Annotated in this window: 12 protein-coding genes and 1 pseudogene; 7 read left to right on the plus strand and 6 right to left on the minus strand. The window is 60.9% G+C overall.

All coding sequences use genetic code 11. The features are described 5' to 3' along the window. Positions 1-78: 78 nt before the first annotated feature. Positions 79-936, minus strand: coding sequence for an SDR family oxidoreductase (locus tag ACZ5M5_RS29875; protein ID WP_464738341.1), 858 nt, complete (start codon positions 934-936; stop codon positions 79-81). Between the two features lie 187 nt (positions 937-1,123). On the opposite strand from ACZ5M5_RS29875, the gene exbB reads away from it, so the two are divergent. From exbB to ACZ5M5_RS29905, 6 genes and pseudogenes are all read left to right on the plus strand, one after another. Further along, positions 1,124-2,095: a tonB-system energizer ExbB gene (gene exbB, locus ACZ5M5_RS29880; protein WP_060743107.1), complete on the plus strand. Its 972-nt coding sequence runs from the start codon at positions 1,124-1,126 to the stop codon at positions 2,093-2,095. Positions 2,096-2,101: 6 nt separating this feature from the next. Further along, positions 2,102-2,530, plus strand: coding sequence for a TonB system transport protein ExbD (gene exbD, locus ACZ5M5_RS29885; protein WP_060740040.1), 429 nt, complete (start codon positions 2,102-2,104; stop codon positions 2,528-2,530). Next, a complete protein-coding gene (locus tag ACZ5M5_RS29890; protein ID WP_103309437.1) occupies positions 2,527-3,285 on the plus strand; it encodes an energy transducer TonB in 759 nt (252 codons plus the stop codon). Before exbD ends, ACZ5M5_RS29890 begins: the two co-directional genes overlap by 4 nt. A gap of 312 nt (positions 3,286-3,597) precedes the next feature. Then, positions 3,598-4,518 (plus strand): hydrogen peroxide-inducible genes activator, encoded by a 921-nt coding sequence (locus ACZ5M5_RS29895; RefSeq protein WP_053126577.1) that lies wholly within the window; start codon positions 3,598-3,600, stop codon positions 4,516-4,518. 9 nt (positions 4,519-4,527) lie between these two features. Next, positions 4,528-6,602 (plus strand): annotated as a pseudogene (recG, locus tag ACZ5M5_RS29900) (ATP-dependent DNA helicase RecG). A 79-nt stretch (positions 6,603-6,681) separates the two neighbouring features. Next, complete coding sequence (locus ACZ5M5_RS29905; RefSeq protein WP_464738342.1) at positions 6,682-8,079, plus strand: HDOD domain-containing protein; 1,398 nt, start codon at positions 6,682-6,684, stop codon at positions 8,077-8,079. 117 nt (positions 8,080-8,196) lie between these two features. Here the strand turns inward: ACZ5M5_RS29905 and ACZ5M5_RS29910 are convergent, their stop codons facing one another. From ACZ5M5_RS29910 to ACZ5M5_RS29920, 3 genes are all read right to left on the minus strand, one after another. Beyond that, a complete protein-coding gene (locus ACZ5M5_RS29910) occupies positions 8,197-9,558 on the minus strand; it encodes a hypothetical protein (protein ID WP_464738343.1) in 1,362 nt (453 codons plus the stop codon). Positions 9,559-9,735: 177 nt separating this feature from the next. Further along, the gene (locus ACZ5M5_RS29915) at positions 9,736-11,100 is read right to left on the minus strand and encodes a delta-60 repeat domain-containing protein (protein ID WP_464738344.1); all 1,365 of its coding nucleotides are present in this window, start codon (positions 11,098-11,100) and stop codon (positions 9,736-9,738) included. Between the two features lie 142 nt (positions 11,101-11,242). Further along, the gene (locus tag ACZ5M5_RS29920; RefSeq protein ID WP_060740034.1) at positions 11,243-11,626 is read right to left on the minus strand and encodes a hypothetical protein; all 384 of its coding nucleotides are present in this window, start codon (positions 11,624-11,626) and stop codon (positions 11,243-11,245) included. 495 nt (positions 11,627-12,121) lie between these two features. Between ACZ5M5_RS29920 and ACZ5M5_RS29925 the strand changes: the two genes are divergently transcribed. Continuing rightward, positions 12,122-12,532: a DUF6124 family protein gene (locus tag ACZ5M5_RS29925; RefSeq protein WP_464738345.1), complete on the plus strand. Its 411-nt coding sequence runs from the start codon at positions 12,122-12,124 to the stop codon at positions 12,530-12,532. Between the two features lie 612 nt (positions 12,533-13,144). Here ACZ5M5_RS29925 and ACZ5M5_RS29930 read toward each other — a convergent pair. Both ACZ5M5_RS29930 and tagQ read right to left on the minus strand, forming a co-directional pair. Continuing rightward, positions 13,145-14,320 (minus strand): integrase core domain-containing protein, encoded by a 1,176-nt coding sequence (locus ACZ5M5_RS29930; RefSeq protein WP_464738285.1) that lies wholly within the window; start codon positions 14,318-14,320, stop codon positions 13,145-13,147. A gap of 617 nt (positions 14,321-14,937) precedes the next feature. Continuing rightward, a complete protein-coding gene (gene tagQ / locus ACZ5M5_RS29935; protein ID WP_060740032.1) occupies positions 14,938-15,879 on the minus strand; it encodes a type VI secretion system-associated lipoprotein TagQ in 942 nt (313 codons plus the stop codon). Positions 15,880-15,901: the final 22 nt, after the last annotated feature.

A 15,901-nucleotide genomic window follows, 5' to 3' on the forward strand; every position in this document is an offset into this window, starting at 1 on the left:
GATCCTGCGCGGGCCACAGCAATAGCGGCTCACGGCCAACGAGCGAGCCTAGGCCCCGAGGGCATCGTTGATACCGTGTCAGCAGCGCCCTTCCAGAATCGCCGCATACCCCTCGCGAAAACTCGGATAACGCGGCGACCAGCCCAGGGCCTTGGCCCGGGCGTTGCTGCAGCGCTTGCTACCGGCGCGGCGGACGCTGGCGTTTTCGGCCCATTGGGTGACACCCATGTAGTTGCGCAGCCAGCCCACCACGTCGGCCAGCGCGGCGGGCGTGTCGTCGACACCGATGTAGCAGTCTTCCAGGGGCTTGCCCTGGCGATCGGCTTCCAGCAGAAAGGCCAGCAGGCCCGCCGCGTCGTCGGCGTGGATGCGGTTGGCGTACAGGGGCGGATCTTCCACCACGCTGTAGCCCTGGCGCACCTGGTTCAGCAGCCATTCGCGGCCCGGCCCATAGATGCCGGTCAGGCGCACGCGGCTGGCGGGGATGCCACTGTCCAGGGCCACTTGCTCGGCTTCGAGCATCAGCCGGCCGGAATACCCGCCGGCCACGGTGGGCGAGGTTTCATCCACCCATTCGCCCTGCTGCTGCCCATACACACTGCTGCTGGACACAAACAGCAGGCGCTTGGGCCGCTGCCCATGCTGCTCCAGCCAGCCCAACACATGCTGCAAGCCTTCGACATACGCCGTGCGATAGCCCGCTTCGTCATGGTCGGTGGCCGCGGCGCTGTACACCAGGTAATCCAGCGAGCCGGTGGGCCAGTCGGCCGGGCATTGCTCGCCGAACAAATCCCCCGCCACCCCGATGACGCCGGCCGGCAGGCTCGAAACCGTACGCCGCAGGCCATGGACCTGCCAATGTTCGGCCAATAACTGGCGAGCCAGGCGGCCGCCGATATCACCGCAGCCGGCGATCAAAACAGAAGGCGCGGACATCAAGAACTCCTCTGGCAAAGCCCCAGACTAGCCTCCGAGGGGGACGAGCGGCTAGCCATGGGACAAAAAAAGTAACTGTATTACTTTTGTTAACAAGAATTACTTGCAATAATGCCCGCCACTTTTGTTCTCGGCCCACGAGGCCTGGAAGAACATCAACCTTCTTTTTTTCTCAGGTCCGGCCAGCATGAAACGCTCTCTATCCCCCGCTTCGCCAACCAACCGACCTCGTGCCTGGAGCACGGTAGCCGCCCTGCTGTTCAGCCTGCTGCTGGCACCTGTCGCCGCGCTCGCTGATGCACAGACGCCCGCCACGGCCCCAGCCACAACCCCGGCCGCCGCCCAGGCACCGGCAGACCCGGCCGCTCCCGTTGCGACGCCGGTCGCCACCGATCCGGCCCAAGCCGTCGAGGCCCAGGCACCTGAAGCACTCGAAGCCGACAACTCGCTGGGCATGGCCCACGACCTGTCGCCATGGGGCATGTACAAGAACGCCGACATCATCGTGAAAATCGTGATGATCGGCCTGGCCATCGCGTCGATCATCACCTGGACCATCTGGATTGCCAAAGGCTTCGAGCTGTTGGGTGCCAAGCGTCGCTTGCGCGGTGAAATCGCCGCCCTGAAAAAAGCCGCCACCCTCAAGGACGCCAGCGCCACCGCCGCGAAGGAAGGCACCCTCGCCAACCTGCTGGTGCATGACGCACTCGAAGAGATGCGCCTGTCGGCCAACAGCCGCGAGAAAGAAGGCATCAAGGAACGCGTGAGTTTCCGCCTGGAGCGCCTGGTTGCCGCCTGCGGTCGCAACATGAGCAGCGGCACCGGCGTGCTCGCCACCATCGGCTCCACCGCCCCCTTCGTCGGCCTGTTCGGCACCGTGTGGGGCATCATGAACAGCTTCATCGGCATCGCCAAGACCCAGACCACCAACCTCGCCGTCGTCGCTCCAGGCATCGCCGAAGCCCTGCTGGCAACGGCACTGGGCCTGGTCGCGGCCATTCCAGCCGTGGTGATCTACAACGTCTTCGCCCGCTCCATTGCCGGCTACAAGGCCCAGGTCTCCGACGCTTCGGCGCAAGTCCTGCTGCTGGTCAGCCGTGACCTCGATCACCTGCCATCCGAGCGCAGCTCGCAACCGCACATGGTGAAAGTGGGGTAATCGGCCATGGGCCTGCATTTGAAAGAAGGCGCAGACGACGATCTGGCCGAGAACCACGAAATCAACGTCACGCCGTTCATCGACGTGATGCTGGTGCTGTTGATCATCTTCATGGTGGCCGCCCCGCTGGCCACCGTGGACATCAAGGTCGACCTGCCGGCGTCGACGGCAAAGCCTTCGCCGCGGCCGGAAAAACCGGTGTTCCTCAGCGTCAAGGCCGACCAGCGCCTGTTCCTGGGTGAAGACGAGGTCAAGGCCGACACCCTCGGCGCGACCCTCGACGCCAAGACCCAGGGCAAGAAAGACACGACGATCTTCTTCCAGGCCGATAAAGGCGTGGACTACGGCGACCTGATGAGCGTGATGGATGCGCTGCGAAGCGCCGGCTACCTGAAGGTCGGCCTGGTCGGACTCGAGACGGCGCCCAAGAAATGATCACGACGCGCCAAAAGCTGACGCGTTACAGCGGTAGCCTGGTGGTGGTATTGGGCGTGCATGCGCTCGCCATCGCCCTGGCGCTGAACTGGACCTCGCGCGCGCCCATCGAATTGCCACCCCAGGCGATGATGGTCGAACTGGCGCCAGTGCCAGCCCCGCCGCCACCGGCACCGCCGAAAGTCGTCACACCGCCGCAACCGCCCGAGCCGGTCGAAGAGCTGCCGCTGCCCAAGCTTGCCGAAGCGCCGACGCCGGAAATCGCCGTGCCCAAGCCGGTCAAGCCCAAGCCCAAGCCTCAACCGCCCAAACCCAAGCCCGTGGTCGAGAAAAAGCCGGAGCCGCCGAAGGAACAGCCGTCGGAGCAGAAACCGAGCGACACTCAGCCGACCCAGGCACCGACCGAGAAGTCCGCGCAACCGGCGCCCGGCCCGTCACCTGCGCAGACGGCCGCCAAGGCCAATTGGCAGGGCACGCTGCTGGCACACTTGGGCAAGTACAAGAAGTACCCGCCCAGGGCGCAGCAAATGAACAAGGAAGGCACCAACCGCTTGCGTTTCGTGGTGGATGCCGACGGCAACGTGCTGTCATTCGAATTGGTGGGCAGTTCCGGCACGGAGTTGCTGGACCGGGCCACCCTGGAAATGATCCGCCGCGCCCAACCGCTGCCCAAGCCACCGGCGGAGTTGCTGACCAACGGCACCATCGAACTGACGGCACCGTTTGTGTACTCCATCGACAAGCGCCGGCGCTGATCGCAAATTTGCAAGCCCCTGTAACAGGGGCTTTTTATTTCTGGTGAAGAGGCCTTTTGGAGCAAAGGCAATGTGGGAACCAGGGCATCTGTGGGAGCAAAGCTTGCTCGCGATACAGGCACCTCGGTTCCAGTGAACACCGCGTTAACTTCATCGCGGGCAAGCCTTGCTCCCACAGACAATTCCACATTCTTGAATAAATCCCCTCGCCACACAGACATTCGACAGTGTCACACCGCGCCCCCAGTCTGATAACGTGCGTCTATCGATTGCAGCCGGTATGCTTGGCTCGCAACTTCACGGACGCTCGCCATGACCCTCACAGAATTACGCTACATCGTGACCCTCGCCCAAGAGCAGCATTTCGGCCATGCGGCCGAGCGTTGCCACGTCAGCCAGCCGACGCTGTCGGTGGGCGTGAAAAAACTTGAAGACGAACTCGGTGTACTGATTTTCGAGCGCAGCAAAAGCGCCGTGCGCCTGACCCCGGTGGGTGAAGGCATCGTCGCCCAGGCACAGAAAGTCCTGGAGCAGGCCCAAGGCATTCGCGAACTGGCCCAGGCCGGCAAGAACCAACTGACCGCCCCGCTGAAAGTCGGCGCGATCTACACCGTCGGCCCATACCTGTTCCCCCACCTGATTCCACAACTGCACCGGGTCGCCCCGCAGATGCCGTTGTACATCGAAGAAAACTTCACCCACGTGCTGCGCGACAAGCTGCGCAACGGCGAGCTGGACGCGATCATCATCGCCCTGCCGTTCAACGAAGCCGACGTCCTGACCCTGCCGCTCTACGACGAACCCTTCTACGTCCTGATGCCGGCAGAGCACCCCTGGACCCAGAAAAAAACCATCGACGCGGCCCTGCTCAACGACAAGAGCCTGCTGCTGCTCGGCGAAGGCCATTGCTTCCGCGACCAGGTGCTCGAAGCCTGCCCGACCCTGACCAAGGGCAGCGAAGGGGCCAAGCACACCACGGTGGAATCCAGCTCCCTGGAAACCATTCGCCACATGGTCGCATCCGGCCTGGGCATCTCGATCCTGCCGCTGTCGGCAGTGGACAGCCATCATTACTCCCCCGGGGTGATCGAAGTCCGCCCGCTGACGCCGCCCGTGCCGTTCCGTACCGTCGCCATCGCCTGGCGCGCCAGTTTCCCGCGGCCCAAGGCCATCGAAATCCTCGCCGACTCGATCCGCCTGTGCTCCGTGGCCAAGCCGCCCGCTGGCAAGTAAGCCGCGGTCATGACTGAGCTGTCGAAGGTGCCGGTCACGACACTCAAGGGTGTCGGTGAAGCCATGGCCGAGAAACTGGCCAAGGTCGGCCTGGAAAACCTCCAGGACCTGCTGTTCCACCTGCCGTTGCGCTATCAGGACCGCACCCGCGTGGTGCCCATCGGCCATCTGCGCCCGGGACAGGATGCGGTGATCGAAGGCACCGTCAGCGGCGCCGATGTGGTCATGGGCCGCCGCCGCAGCCTGGTGGTGCGCCTGCAGGACGGCACCGGCGGGCTCAGCCTGCGCTTCTATCACTTCAGCAATGCGCAAAAGGAAGGCCTCAAGCGTGGCACCCGCGTGCGCTGCTACGGTGAGGCGCGGCCCGGGCGTCGGGACTGGAAATCTACCACCCGGAATACCGCAGCATTACCGGCGACGAACCGCCGCCCGTGGATGAAACCCTGACCCCGGTCTATCCGCTCACCGAAGGCCTGACCCAGCAACGCCTGCGCCAGCTCTGCCAGCAAACCCTGACGTTGCTCGGCCCCAGCAGCCTGCCCGACTGGCTACCCACGGAACTGGCCCGGGATTACCACTTGGCGCCGCTGGCCGACGCGATCCGCTACCTGCATCATCCGCCCGCCGACGCCGACGTGGACGAACTCGCCCTCGGCCATCACTGGGCCCAGCATCGTCTGGCGTTCGAAGAGCTGCTGACCCATCAACTGTCCCAGCAACGCCTGCGCGAAAGCCTGCGCTCCCTGCGCGCCCCGGCCATGCCCAAGGCCAGGGACCTGCCGACCCGCTACCTGGCCAACCTCGGCTTCACCCCCACAGGCGCCCAGCAACGAGTCGGCAACGAAATCGCCTACGACCTGAGCCAGCCCGAGCCAATGCTGCGGCTGATACAGGGCGATGTCGGCGCCGGCAAGACCGTGGTCGCCGCCCTCGCCGCGCTGCAGGCCTTGGAGGCGGGTTATCAGGTGGCGCTGATGGCGCCCACCGAGATCCTCGCCGAACAACACTTCATCACCTTCCAGCGCTGGCTCGAACCGCTGGGCATCGAAGTCGCCTGGCTGGCCGGCAAGCTCAAGGGCAAGAACCGCGCCGCCGCCCTGGCGCAGATCGCCGAGGGCGCACCGATGGTGGTCGGCACCCATGCGCTGTTCCAGGACGAAGTGCAGTTCAAGAACCTGGCCCTGGTGATCATCGACGAACAGCACCGCTTCGGCGTGCAACAGCGCCTGGCCCTGCGGCAGAAAGGCGTCGGCGGGCGGATGTGCCCCCATCAACTGATCATGACCGCCACGCCGATCCCGCGGACCCTGGCGATGAGCGCCTACGCCGACCTCGACACCTCGATCCTCGACGAACTGCCTCCCGGCCGTACGCCGGTCAATACCGTGTTGGTCACCGATACCCGACGAGTGGAAGTGATCGAGCGCGTGCGCAGCGCCTGTGCCGAGGGCCGGCAGGCCTATTGGGTGTGTACGTTGATCGAAGAATCGGAAGAACTGACCTGCCAGGCGGCCGAAACCACCTTCGAGGACCTCACCGCCGCCCTCGGCGAGTTGAAAGTCGGGTTGATCCACGGTCGCATGAAGCCCGCCGAGAAAGCCGCGGTCATGGCTGAATTCAAGGCCGGCGCCCTGCAACTGCTGGTCGCCACCACGGTGATCGAAGTGGGCGTCGACGTGCCCAATGCCAGCCTGATGATCATCGAAAACCCCGAGCGCCTTGGCCTGGCACAGTTGCACCAGCTGCGCGGCCGGGTGGGCCGGGGCAGCGCCGCCAGCCATTGCGTCTTGCTCTATCACCCGCCGCTGTCGCAGATCGGCCGCCAACGGCTGGGGATCATGCGCGAAACCAACGACGGTTTCGTCATCGCCGAAAAAGACCTCGAATTGCGCGGCCCCGGTGAAATGCTCGGCACACGCCAGACAGGTCTGCTTCAATTCAAGGTAGCCGACCTGATGCGCGACGCCGATCTGCTCCCCGCCGTACGCGACGCCGCCCAGGCCCTGCTGGAACGCTGGCCCGACCACGTCAGCCCGCTGCTGGATCGCTGGCTGCGTCATGGGCAGCAATACGGCCAAGTGTGAGCACGCGCTCAGTTTTCAAGCCCCGCGTGCAGGACAAGCTGGTTATACTGACCAACTTGTAGGAAAACGGATACAGACCATGACAGAAGCTGCCCTCGTCCCCGAAGCCCCGCACGCTCCGTCTGTTATTCGGCTGTTGCTCGAGAAATTGGGCATCGGCTATGACGAAGTACTCGAACGACCCGGCCTGAACCCCGCCCGCAAAGTGCAGGCGGTGTTGCTGCACGATGCCGTTGGCGCGCTCATGGTGCTGTTTCCACAAAGCCAGCTGCTGGACCTCAATCGCCTGGCCGAACTCACCGGCCGCAAGCTCACGGCTGTGCCGACCGAACGCCTGGAGCGCATGCTTGGCAAACACAGCCTGAGCCTGCTGCCCGGGCTGCCGGCGCTGACCAGCTCACCGTGCCTGTACGAAGAAAGCCTGCTGCGCGAACCGAAGCTGCTGATCAACTCCGGCGAGCCGGGGCTGCTGCTGGAAGTGACCAGCGAAGCGTTCAAGACCATGCTCACCAAGGCCAGCGCCGCGACGTTCGGCGAAGCCGTGAGCAACATCACCCCCAACCTGGACCGCCCCCACGACGACCGCGCGGAAATCACCCAGGCTGTGCAGGCGTTCACCGCCCGGCGTATCCAGCAACGGCTGGAAGAAACCATCGAGATCCCGCCGCTGGCTGAAACCGCGCAAAAAATCATCAAGCTGCGGGTCGACCCCGACGCCACCATCGACGACATCACCGGCGTGGTGGAAACCGACCCGGCCCTGGCCGCGCAAGTGGTGAGCTGGGCCGCCTCGCCCTACTACGCGTCGCCGGGCAAGATTCGCTCAGTGGAAGACGCCATCGTGCGGGTACTGGGCTTCGACCTGGTGATCAACCTGGCACTGGGCCTGGCCCTGGGCAAGACCCTGAGCCTGCCCAAGGACCACCCGCAACACACCACGCCGTACTGGCACCAGTCGATCTACACCGCCGCCGTCATCGAAGGCCTGACCCGCGCCATGCCGCGCGCGCAACGTCCCGAGGGTGGCCTGACCTACCTGTCCGGCCTGCTGCACAACTTCGGCTACCTGCTGCTGGCCCACGTGTTCCCGCCGCACTTCTCGCTGATCTGCCGACACCTGGAGGTCAACCCGCACCTGTGCCACAGCTACGTGGAACAGCACCTGCTGGGCATCAGTCGCGAACAGATCGGCTCATGGCTGATGCGCTACTGGGACATGCCCGACGAACTGGCTACCGCCCTGCGCTTCCAGCACGACCCCAACTACGACGGTGAATACGCCGCCTACCCGAACCTGGTGTGCCTGGCCGTGCGCCTGCTGCGCGCCCGCAGCATCGGCTCCGGCCCGGACGAAGACATCCCGGATGCCCTGCTCGAACGCGTGGGCCTGACCCGGGAAAAGGCCAACGACGTGGTCAGCAAGGTGCTTGAAGCAGAAGTGCTGCTGCGGGAGTTGGCTTCGCAGTTTCATGGCTGAACACCGCGCCGGGTCGCTGTGTCACCGAGCTTTTGTGGCGAGGGAGCTTGCTCCCGCTCGACTGCGTAGCAGTCGCCCGCTCCTTCGCCACGCAGGTTTACTAGCTTTGCTCATGGCTCAAGCCAGATAACGAATCACCCACCCTCCCCCAATAGCTGCCCAGGGGTCCCTATCTATCCACGTTAACCCACACCCGACGATCCGCCCGTCTGGCATCTTGGTCATGTCTTGCAGGCTTTCAAACGTCAAGTCTTCGTCGAAAATCGTAAAACCGCTGCCGTTGAACGCCGGGTCCAAGGAGCCATCAGAAAGAAAGCGTGCCGTCAGCACCGTCGCCTCTTCGGTAGCGAACCCCCTGCCCGTGGTTCCGGCGACGATGATCGAACCATCTGCCTGCAATGCACAACGCCACCATTCCAAGCCCTGGGGCACTAGCGAAGAGAACAGCGGCTGCCCACGATTGAAATTGAAATCGAAGAATCCACCCTCGCTTAATACGAATATCAATCCATTGCGTACACCAGCGCGCAGTGCGTCACCTACCGCGACAATACTGCCGTCGGCCTCTCTTACGTCCATAGCCCTCAAGTAAATAAGGCTAGAGTTGCGAACGGTCACAGTTCCGCCATTGAAGCTTCTATCGAGATGTCCCATAGCATCGAAACGCGTCACATACACGCCTCTGACATTTTGCCCTGCCAAATCAAATTCACCACCGACCAGCACCTTGCCATCCGCCTGGACAGCCACAACGTTGGCAAAGTTGTCCCCAGCACCAATGCCTTCAAGTTCGACAATCGCAAAGCCCGACCCGTTGAACGTGTAGTCGGTTGAACCATCCGGGTTAAGACGCAGTACGGTCCCTTTACTCTGGCCAGACTCGGTTCTCACCGCACTGACCAAAAGGATTTTCCCATCCAACTGCTGGACCGCAGTGGCTCCGTTACCGCCGGAGGTTCGTGGCGCCCCTGTTGAAGGCCCTTCGTCCCTCAATCCAAGTGCCTCCCCGCCTATCCCGACATCTCCGGGGTTGCCCATGCCAGCGAAGGGAAGTAAGCGCACACCTTCTTCTCCGAATGACTCGTCCACCTGCCCATCTTCGCGATACCGCACAAGGTACAGGCCTGAAGATCCGCGTAGCGCGTACCGGCCCATTACCAGCCAACCACCATTGCCCAAGCCGAAGAGCTTGTGGACATCCAACTCTGCTCCTTTTATAGGAATCTCGACGAAACCGGCCCCATCACTACCGAATTCAGTGTCGAGCGAACCATTTTCATTCAGTCTCATTACTATGGTGGGGCGTTGGCCAATTTCTCCCAATAAAGTCATACTCAAGAGTATTTTTTTATTGGGCAACGCCAGAAGGGCCTCCGTATAAACCCCAAATATTTCGGGGATTGGAAACTTCAATACACCCTTATCGGCAAAACTCGGATCCAGAGTGCCTACTGCTGTGGTGCTTGTTGGTTGAGTCATGGTTCTGTCGCTCTTGAGGTGAAGGTAACCTCATGAAATCCCTAAACAGGCACGTCTACACCTGTCAGGGATGACAGTTCGCATTACTTTTTGGAGATAAGGTCCAGGCCCGTTAAGCCAAACTCCGACTCAATTTGATTGAGTGATTGCGGCTTTCACCTTGCTCCCTCGCCCTACTCAAGCCAGATAGCGAAGGATCCAGCTTCCAATAATCCGGGACCAAACCGGGCCGGGTAGCCGCGCAAAACCGCCAACGACGATCCGTCCGTCTGGCATTAGCGCCATATCCTCGACCGTCTCGTACTGTCCTTCTTCGTCAAAAAGCACAAAACCAACGCCGTTGAAAGTCAGGTCCGGCGAACCATCGGAACGGAACCGTGCGGTGAGCGCTGACACGCCCTCTTCCACAACCCCTCTGCCGGTACTGCCCCCGACAAGAATGGAACCGTCTGCCTGCCATGCGCAGCGATACCAGTCATGCCCCTGATCCACCCACTTAGAGAACAGCGGCTGCCCGCTATTGAACGCAAAATCGAAGAATCCATCGCGACTCAACACGAACATCAGCCCGTGCCTGTATTGGTCGCGCCAAACATCCCCGACAACAACAATCGCGTCGTCGCGTTCTCTCAGCGCCATCGCATTCGCATTCATGAAAGTGGGATTGGCAACGGTCACAACGCCGACGCCGCCATTGAAACTGGTATCGAGACGTCCCGTTACATCCAGACGCATCACATAGATACCGTTGGAATCCGGAGTGTCTTGGGAAGAATACTCCCCGCAAACCAGCACCTGGCCATCCGCTTGAAGGACAACACTTCTGATACTGGTAGGGGTACGGGGAATACCGGGGAGTTCGATAACCACGAACCCACTCCCGTTAAACGTGTCGTCAGTAGAGCCATCCGGGTTAAGACGAAGCACCGCCCACTGCCCTGGTGACGTGCCGAACTCTACCCAACTGGGCAGAACGATCTTCCCATCCGACTGCACAACCGCAGAGACGCCCTGATTGCCTGAAGATCGCGCAGCCCCTGCGGAGGGTTCTCGGTCCCGCCGACTGAAAGTCGCCGGCCCATCTTCCCTACCTCCATCCCTTGGCTCACTACGATACGGAAGCAAACGCACACCGCCCTCGCCAAAGAGCGTATTCAGCTGTCCATCCTCCAGGAATCGCACGACATAAGCGCCGCTCTGCTCGAACGATGAAAATTGACCGATCACCAACCATCCACCATCGTCCAGGCCGCTGAGTTGGTAGACCTCCAAGTCTGTATTTTTGATGGAGAACTCCACCAAGCCCGTCCCGGCGCCACCAAACGCCATATCGAGCGATCCATCCTCGTTCACTTTCGCCAGTCTGATAGGGGCGGGGTCTCCCGGTAGAAGCACGGTGATCAGCAGTTTGTTTTCAGCCAGCGGCAGGATGGCTAGCGTGCGATAGCCTGTTAAATCGGGAGTCGGCAGTGTCAGTACCCCCTCTTCGGCAAAGGTCGGGTCGAGCGTGCCAGCCTGAACGGCGCTTGGTGCCTGGGCCATGATCGTCACTCCATCAAGGTGTATGAAACCACGCGGGTTTCATCACAATGGAGCACCCAAACACCGATCCGCACACCTGTCAGAGCTGACAGTCACCATGATCCCTGACGGCCAAATCAATGGCCTTTCAGGCCAAACCCGATCAAGCCTTCGGCTTGGCCTTCTTCGGCTTCAGATACTTGGTCAGCCCCTGGAACCAGATCACCAGCGCCGGGTTGCCCTTGATCTGGATCGACTTGTCCTGGATCCCTGTCATGAACGCCAACTGCTTGTTCTTGGCCTGCATCGTGGCGAAGCCATAGGCGGCGTCCTTGAAGGCGATGGCGAAGGCAGGCTCCGGGTAAGTACCGGACTGGCTGGTGATGCGCTGGTTCTTCACGGTGAAATGCCGGGCGACCTTGCCGTCCAGGGTTTGCAGCTGAAACACCAACTCCTTGTCGCCCAACTGCTGCTGGAACGCCGGATTGGTCCGACTGGCCTTGCCCATCAACAACCCCAGCATCCACAGCAGAAAACGAAATTTCATGGGCACAGCCTCGTGAGAAAAGATCAATGGCTGGCAGTTTAGCGATTCTTCGGCACAACGCCATCATCGGATCGCTTTGTCGGAAGATAAGCGGGTTTTCGCGAAAGATGACTGCCAAGTCACAAAACCTGAAATCAAAAGATCGCAGCCTTCGGCAGCTCCTACATCGGTTTCTGTAGGAGCTGCCGAAGGCTGCGATCTTTTGATCTTTTTGCCCTCCTGCTCCTCGGACATTTCCTTCAACACGCCGGGCTGTTCATGAACTAGGCAGGGCTCTGGGGCACCGCTAACCTTTGTTTGTCATCGCAAAAAACGGTGACACGGACGTGCAAGTCCGGATTGGTACGCAATTGGTCATGGCTATTGACCGAGCATTTTTTTATGCTCGCGTCCGTTATGGCGATTGTGCGTGGGAGACCTTCGGGTCTGCCGGGGGTACCAGCCGGTCTTGCACACCTACGCACAGTTGCCACCTCTTCGAATGCAAGCGAAAGGATGTCGACCCCAACTCTGGTACATAGATATGTTCAAGGTCACTCCAAATCCGCCACAAAGCGGCCACAAATCCCGCGTCGAAGCGCAGGAAGAAAAAAGCTCGAAGACGCCGCCACCCGCGCCCTCGACTACTACCTCAACCCCAAACCCTCTGACCCACCCGAAACCGATAAAAGCCAGCTCTTCATCGTTGCTCCCCACATCGACACCGAAACCCTGCTCGCCAACGCCTCCGAAGACCTGCTGTCCATCAGCACCATCGCCGCCGACCTGGCTGACGACGTGGATGACTCACGCCGCTGCATCGCCCTGGCAATCAGCCGCATGGCCGATGGGGTGCAGTTGTTGGTCGAGCGGGCGTTGGATCATCTGGAAACCAAGGAGATGGCGGCGCCTGATGCCAAGGGATAGCGCTTGCATTGATGCAGGCTGAGCCAACGCCATCGCGAGCAGGCTCGCTCCCACAATTGGATCGGGCACAACCGCAAGAGATAGGCCGGCTACTAGGCCGCCTTCGCGGGCAAGCCCGCTCCCACAATTGGATCGGGGGACGACCAAAGAGCCAGGTCGGCTATAAGGCCGCCTCGCGAGCAAGCTTTGCTCCCACAGTTGGATCGGGGACGGCCAAAGAGCCAGGCCGGCTATAAGGCCGCATCGCGAGCAAGCTTTGCTCCCACAATTGGATCGGGGGGACGGCCAAAGAGCCAGGCCGGCTATAAGGCCGCCTCGCGAGCTAGCTTTGCTCCCACAATTGGATCGGGGGGACGGCCAAAGAGCCAGGTCGGCTATAAGGCCGCCTCGGCGGGCTTTTGATCTGGGGGCCCCGTTGACCACGCTGGCCGAACGCAGGTATTGCGCAGTGGGCATCCCGGCATGGATGCCGGGATAGCCGCGCTGGGCCATGGATGGCCCTTCGCGGCGGGCCCACGGAGCAATGCCGGAGTGAGGGCACACCGAGCCTAGGCGAGGTGCCGAGTGGTGGGGCATGTACGGGACAACCACATGGGTTACAAAAAAGTGCATTCACATAGGTGACACTTTGATTGAAACATAGCCGTTCTTTGCGTCCCTGGCGTTGACGTGACCTAGGATCACCGGACCGAAGATCACATTCCATACTCCGTCTTTGATCATCTCCATTCCAATGTTTTGATGCCTGAGCAGATTCCCCACGTATATCCGCAGACCCGCTCGGTTAATGATTCCGCAACTATCAGCCAGGTAACACTCAACATGGCTCGCATACCCCATTTCCGGTAGCTTTTCCGGGTAAGCTCGGGTTGAGGGTGTATAGCAGGAGGCCGGGGTTTTCTGGCCGAGAGCCTCGTGTCCCCGCTCGTGATTGTAGTGCTGCATAAATCGATCAAAGTGTTTTTGCTGAGCCTCCCAGGCAATGGCTGGCGGTTTGGGAAAAGTACTTTTTAATGTCCGGTGCATGCGCTCATGACGCCCATTTTGATCTGGCCGACCGGGCTCAATTCGCTCAGGAATAATCCCAAGTCGCAACCACCAGATCGACAACTGCGATAGCCCTGCACGACCCGTACTGGCAAACGGCACGCCGTTATCGGTGCGGATGCGCTCAGGCATCCCGTATTCGCGAAAAACGCGCTCGAAGGTTTGCTGGGTCTCCTTGAGATTGGTATTGGCCATGCTCTCGCAGGCAAGCAAGAAGCGACTGGCATGATCCATGATCGTCAGTGGATAGCACCAAACGCCCGCCCCGGTGAGAAATTGGCCCTTGTAATCTGCGCTGAAGAGCTGATTAGGCGTTTCTGCCTTACGCAAAGGCTTGGGATAGACAGCGACACGCTGGCGCAACGGTCGAGACGTAATCAAGTCCGCTGCCTTAAGGATGTTGTAGATAGTCGTCTTCGACGGCGGATCCTGTCCCGGAAAACGTTTCATCAGGTCGTTCTGAATCTTTTTAGGACCCGGAACCGTTTCGCCAGTAGAGCGAAACTCAATGATTGCCTGCCTCACAACCAATGGCACCACATAGGTTTGGTTGTGCCGTCGGCGGCTACGTTCGTCGAGCCCACTGGGTCCCTCCAGCTCATAGCGCTCGACCCATTTGTAGCCAGTCTTTCGGCTGATCTGATAGTCCTGGCACAGCCGGCTAAAGCTGTACTTTTCAGACAGATACTCAGCGATGAACATCACTTTGAGGTCCATAGGTTTCAGCTCTCTCCAGGGCATGGTCAGATCCTCGCGAAATCGACCCTGCCAGTTAAAAACTGTTACCTATGTGCGTGAACTGATTTGTAACCCATGTGGGTGAGTCATACCGGCAAAGACCTTTTGGTTACTTTTGGGGCGTTTGCCAAAAGTGACCCGCTGTAAGAGCGGAACCGCCAGCCGCCGTTACCGCAGCAACGGATATGTACTCAGTCAACAACATCCTGGCCGGCTGTCAGGCCGCCATCGCGGGCAAGCCCGCTCCCACAATTGGATCGGGGACGGCCAAAGAGCCAGGTCGGCTATAAGGCCGCCTCGCGAGCAAGCTTTGCTCCCACAATTGGATCGGGTACAACCGCAAGAGATCGGCCGGCTACTAGGCCGCCTTCGCGGGCAAGCCCGCTCCCACAGTTTGATCGAAGTAAAACCGGAAGAGACAGGCCAGCTGTAAGCCCGCTCCCACAGGGGATTGGAGGTGTCGCAGATATCACCGGCAACACAAAACAACTGTGGGAGCGAGCTTGCTCGCGATGGCGGCGGGTCAGTCGACATGGATGCCAACTGAACGGACGCTATCGCGAGCAGACTCGCTCCCACAGGTTTTGGCTGCTGACCAAAGATCAGCAGCCCTCACTCAATCAAACATTCGGGCAAGGCACCGGTGCCCAGTCGCCCAGGTCCGGGTTTTTGCACATGCTGTTGACCTGAGTGGTACCGGCACTGGCAACCTGCTTGCTTTCATCCTGCTTGACCTTGGCGGTCTGCAGGGTTTTCTCGGTGGTCACCGCTTCTTTCGGCACGGTCGGCAGGTCTTTCTTCTTCGCCGGCTGCACTTTCTTGATTTTCTTGTTGTTGGTGGTCTGAGCCACGACCGCCGGGGTATCAGCAGTGGCCACAGTCACCACGTCAGTACGCTGCACACCCACCTGCTGCAGATCTTTCTCGTAGGCCTGGGTGTAGTTGTTCAGGTCTTCCGAGGCTTTGCCGTTGACCGCGACGATCAGGTCGTTCGACTCTTTCAGGCCGGAAACGATTTCCGCCAGGCGCTTGCGGCCTTCGGTGTCGTTGACGGTCTTGGCCTTGCGGTCGGCAACCAGTTTGCTGAACGCGTTCTGGTAGCACTGCTGCGAGGTCTTGGCGTAAGCGGTGCTGCGGTCGATGTCGGAGACGCTTTTGTTGACGTCGGCAGCGTAGGAGGCGATGCGCTGGTTGTCATCGGCGATCTGCTTCTGGCGCTCGGTGTAGTAACCGGCGGCACCACCGGCCAATGCACCGCCCGCGGCACCGATGGCAGCGTTGCGGCCACGGTCTTCCTTGTCGGCGGTCAGGGCGCCCAGCAGTGCACCACCGACAGCGCCGACAGCGGCACCGGTGACGACCGACTTGGTCATGTTGCCTTCGGTGGAGCGCAGGTGCTGCACCGGCTCGTAGCAGTTCGGGTAGTACTCGACCTTGGTGCTCGAGGCGACCTTGGAGGTCGGCGACGTGGCGCAGCCGGTCAGTACGGTGCTGAAGCCGACAGCGACCATCAGCAAGTGACGCTTGGAAACCGAAGCAAATGGTTTACGGGAGAAAAGCATAGTTGTGTTCTCGTTTAAGTGT

The sequence above is a fragment of the Pseudomonas sp. Van50 genome (genome assembly GCF_055390755.1).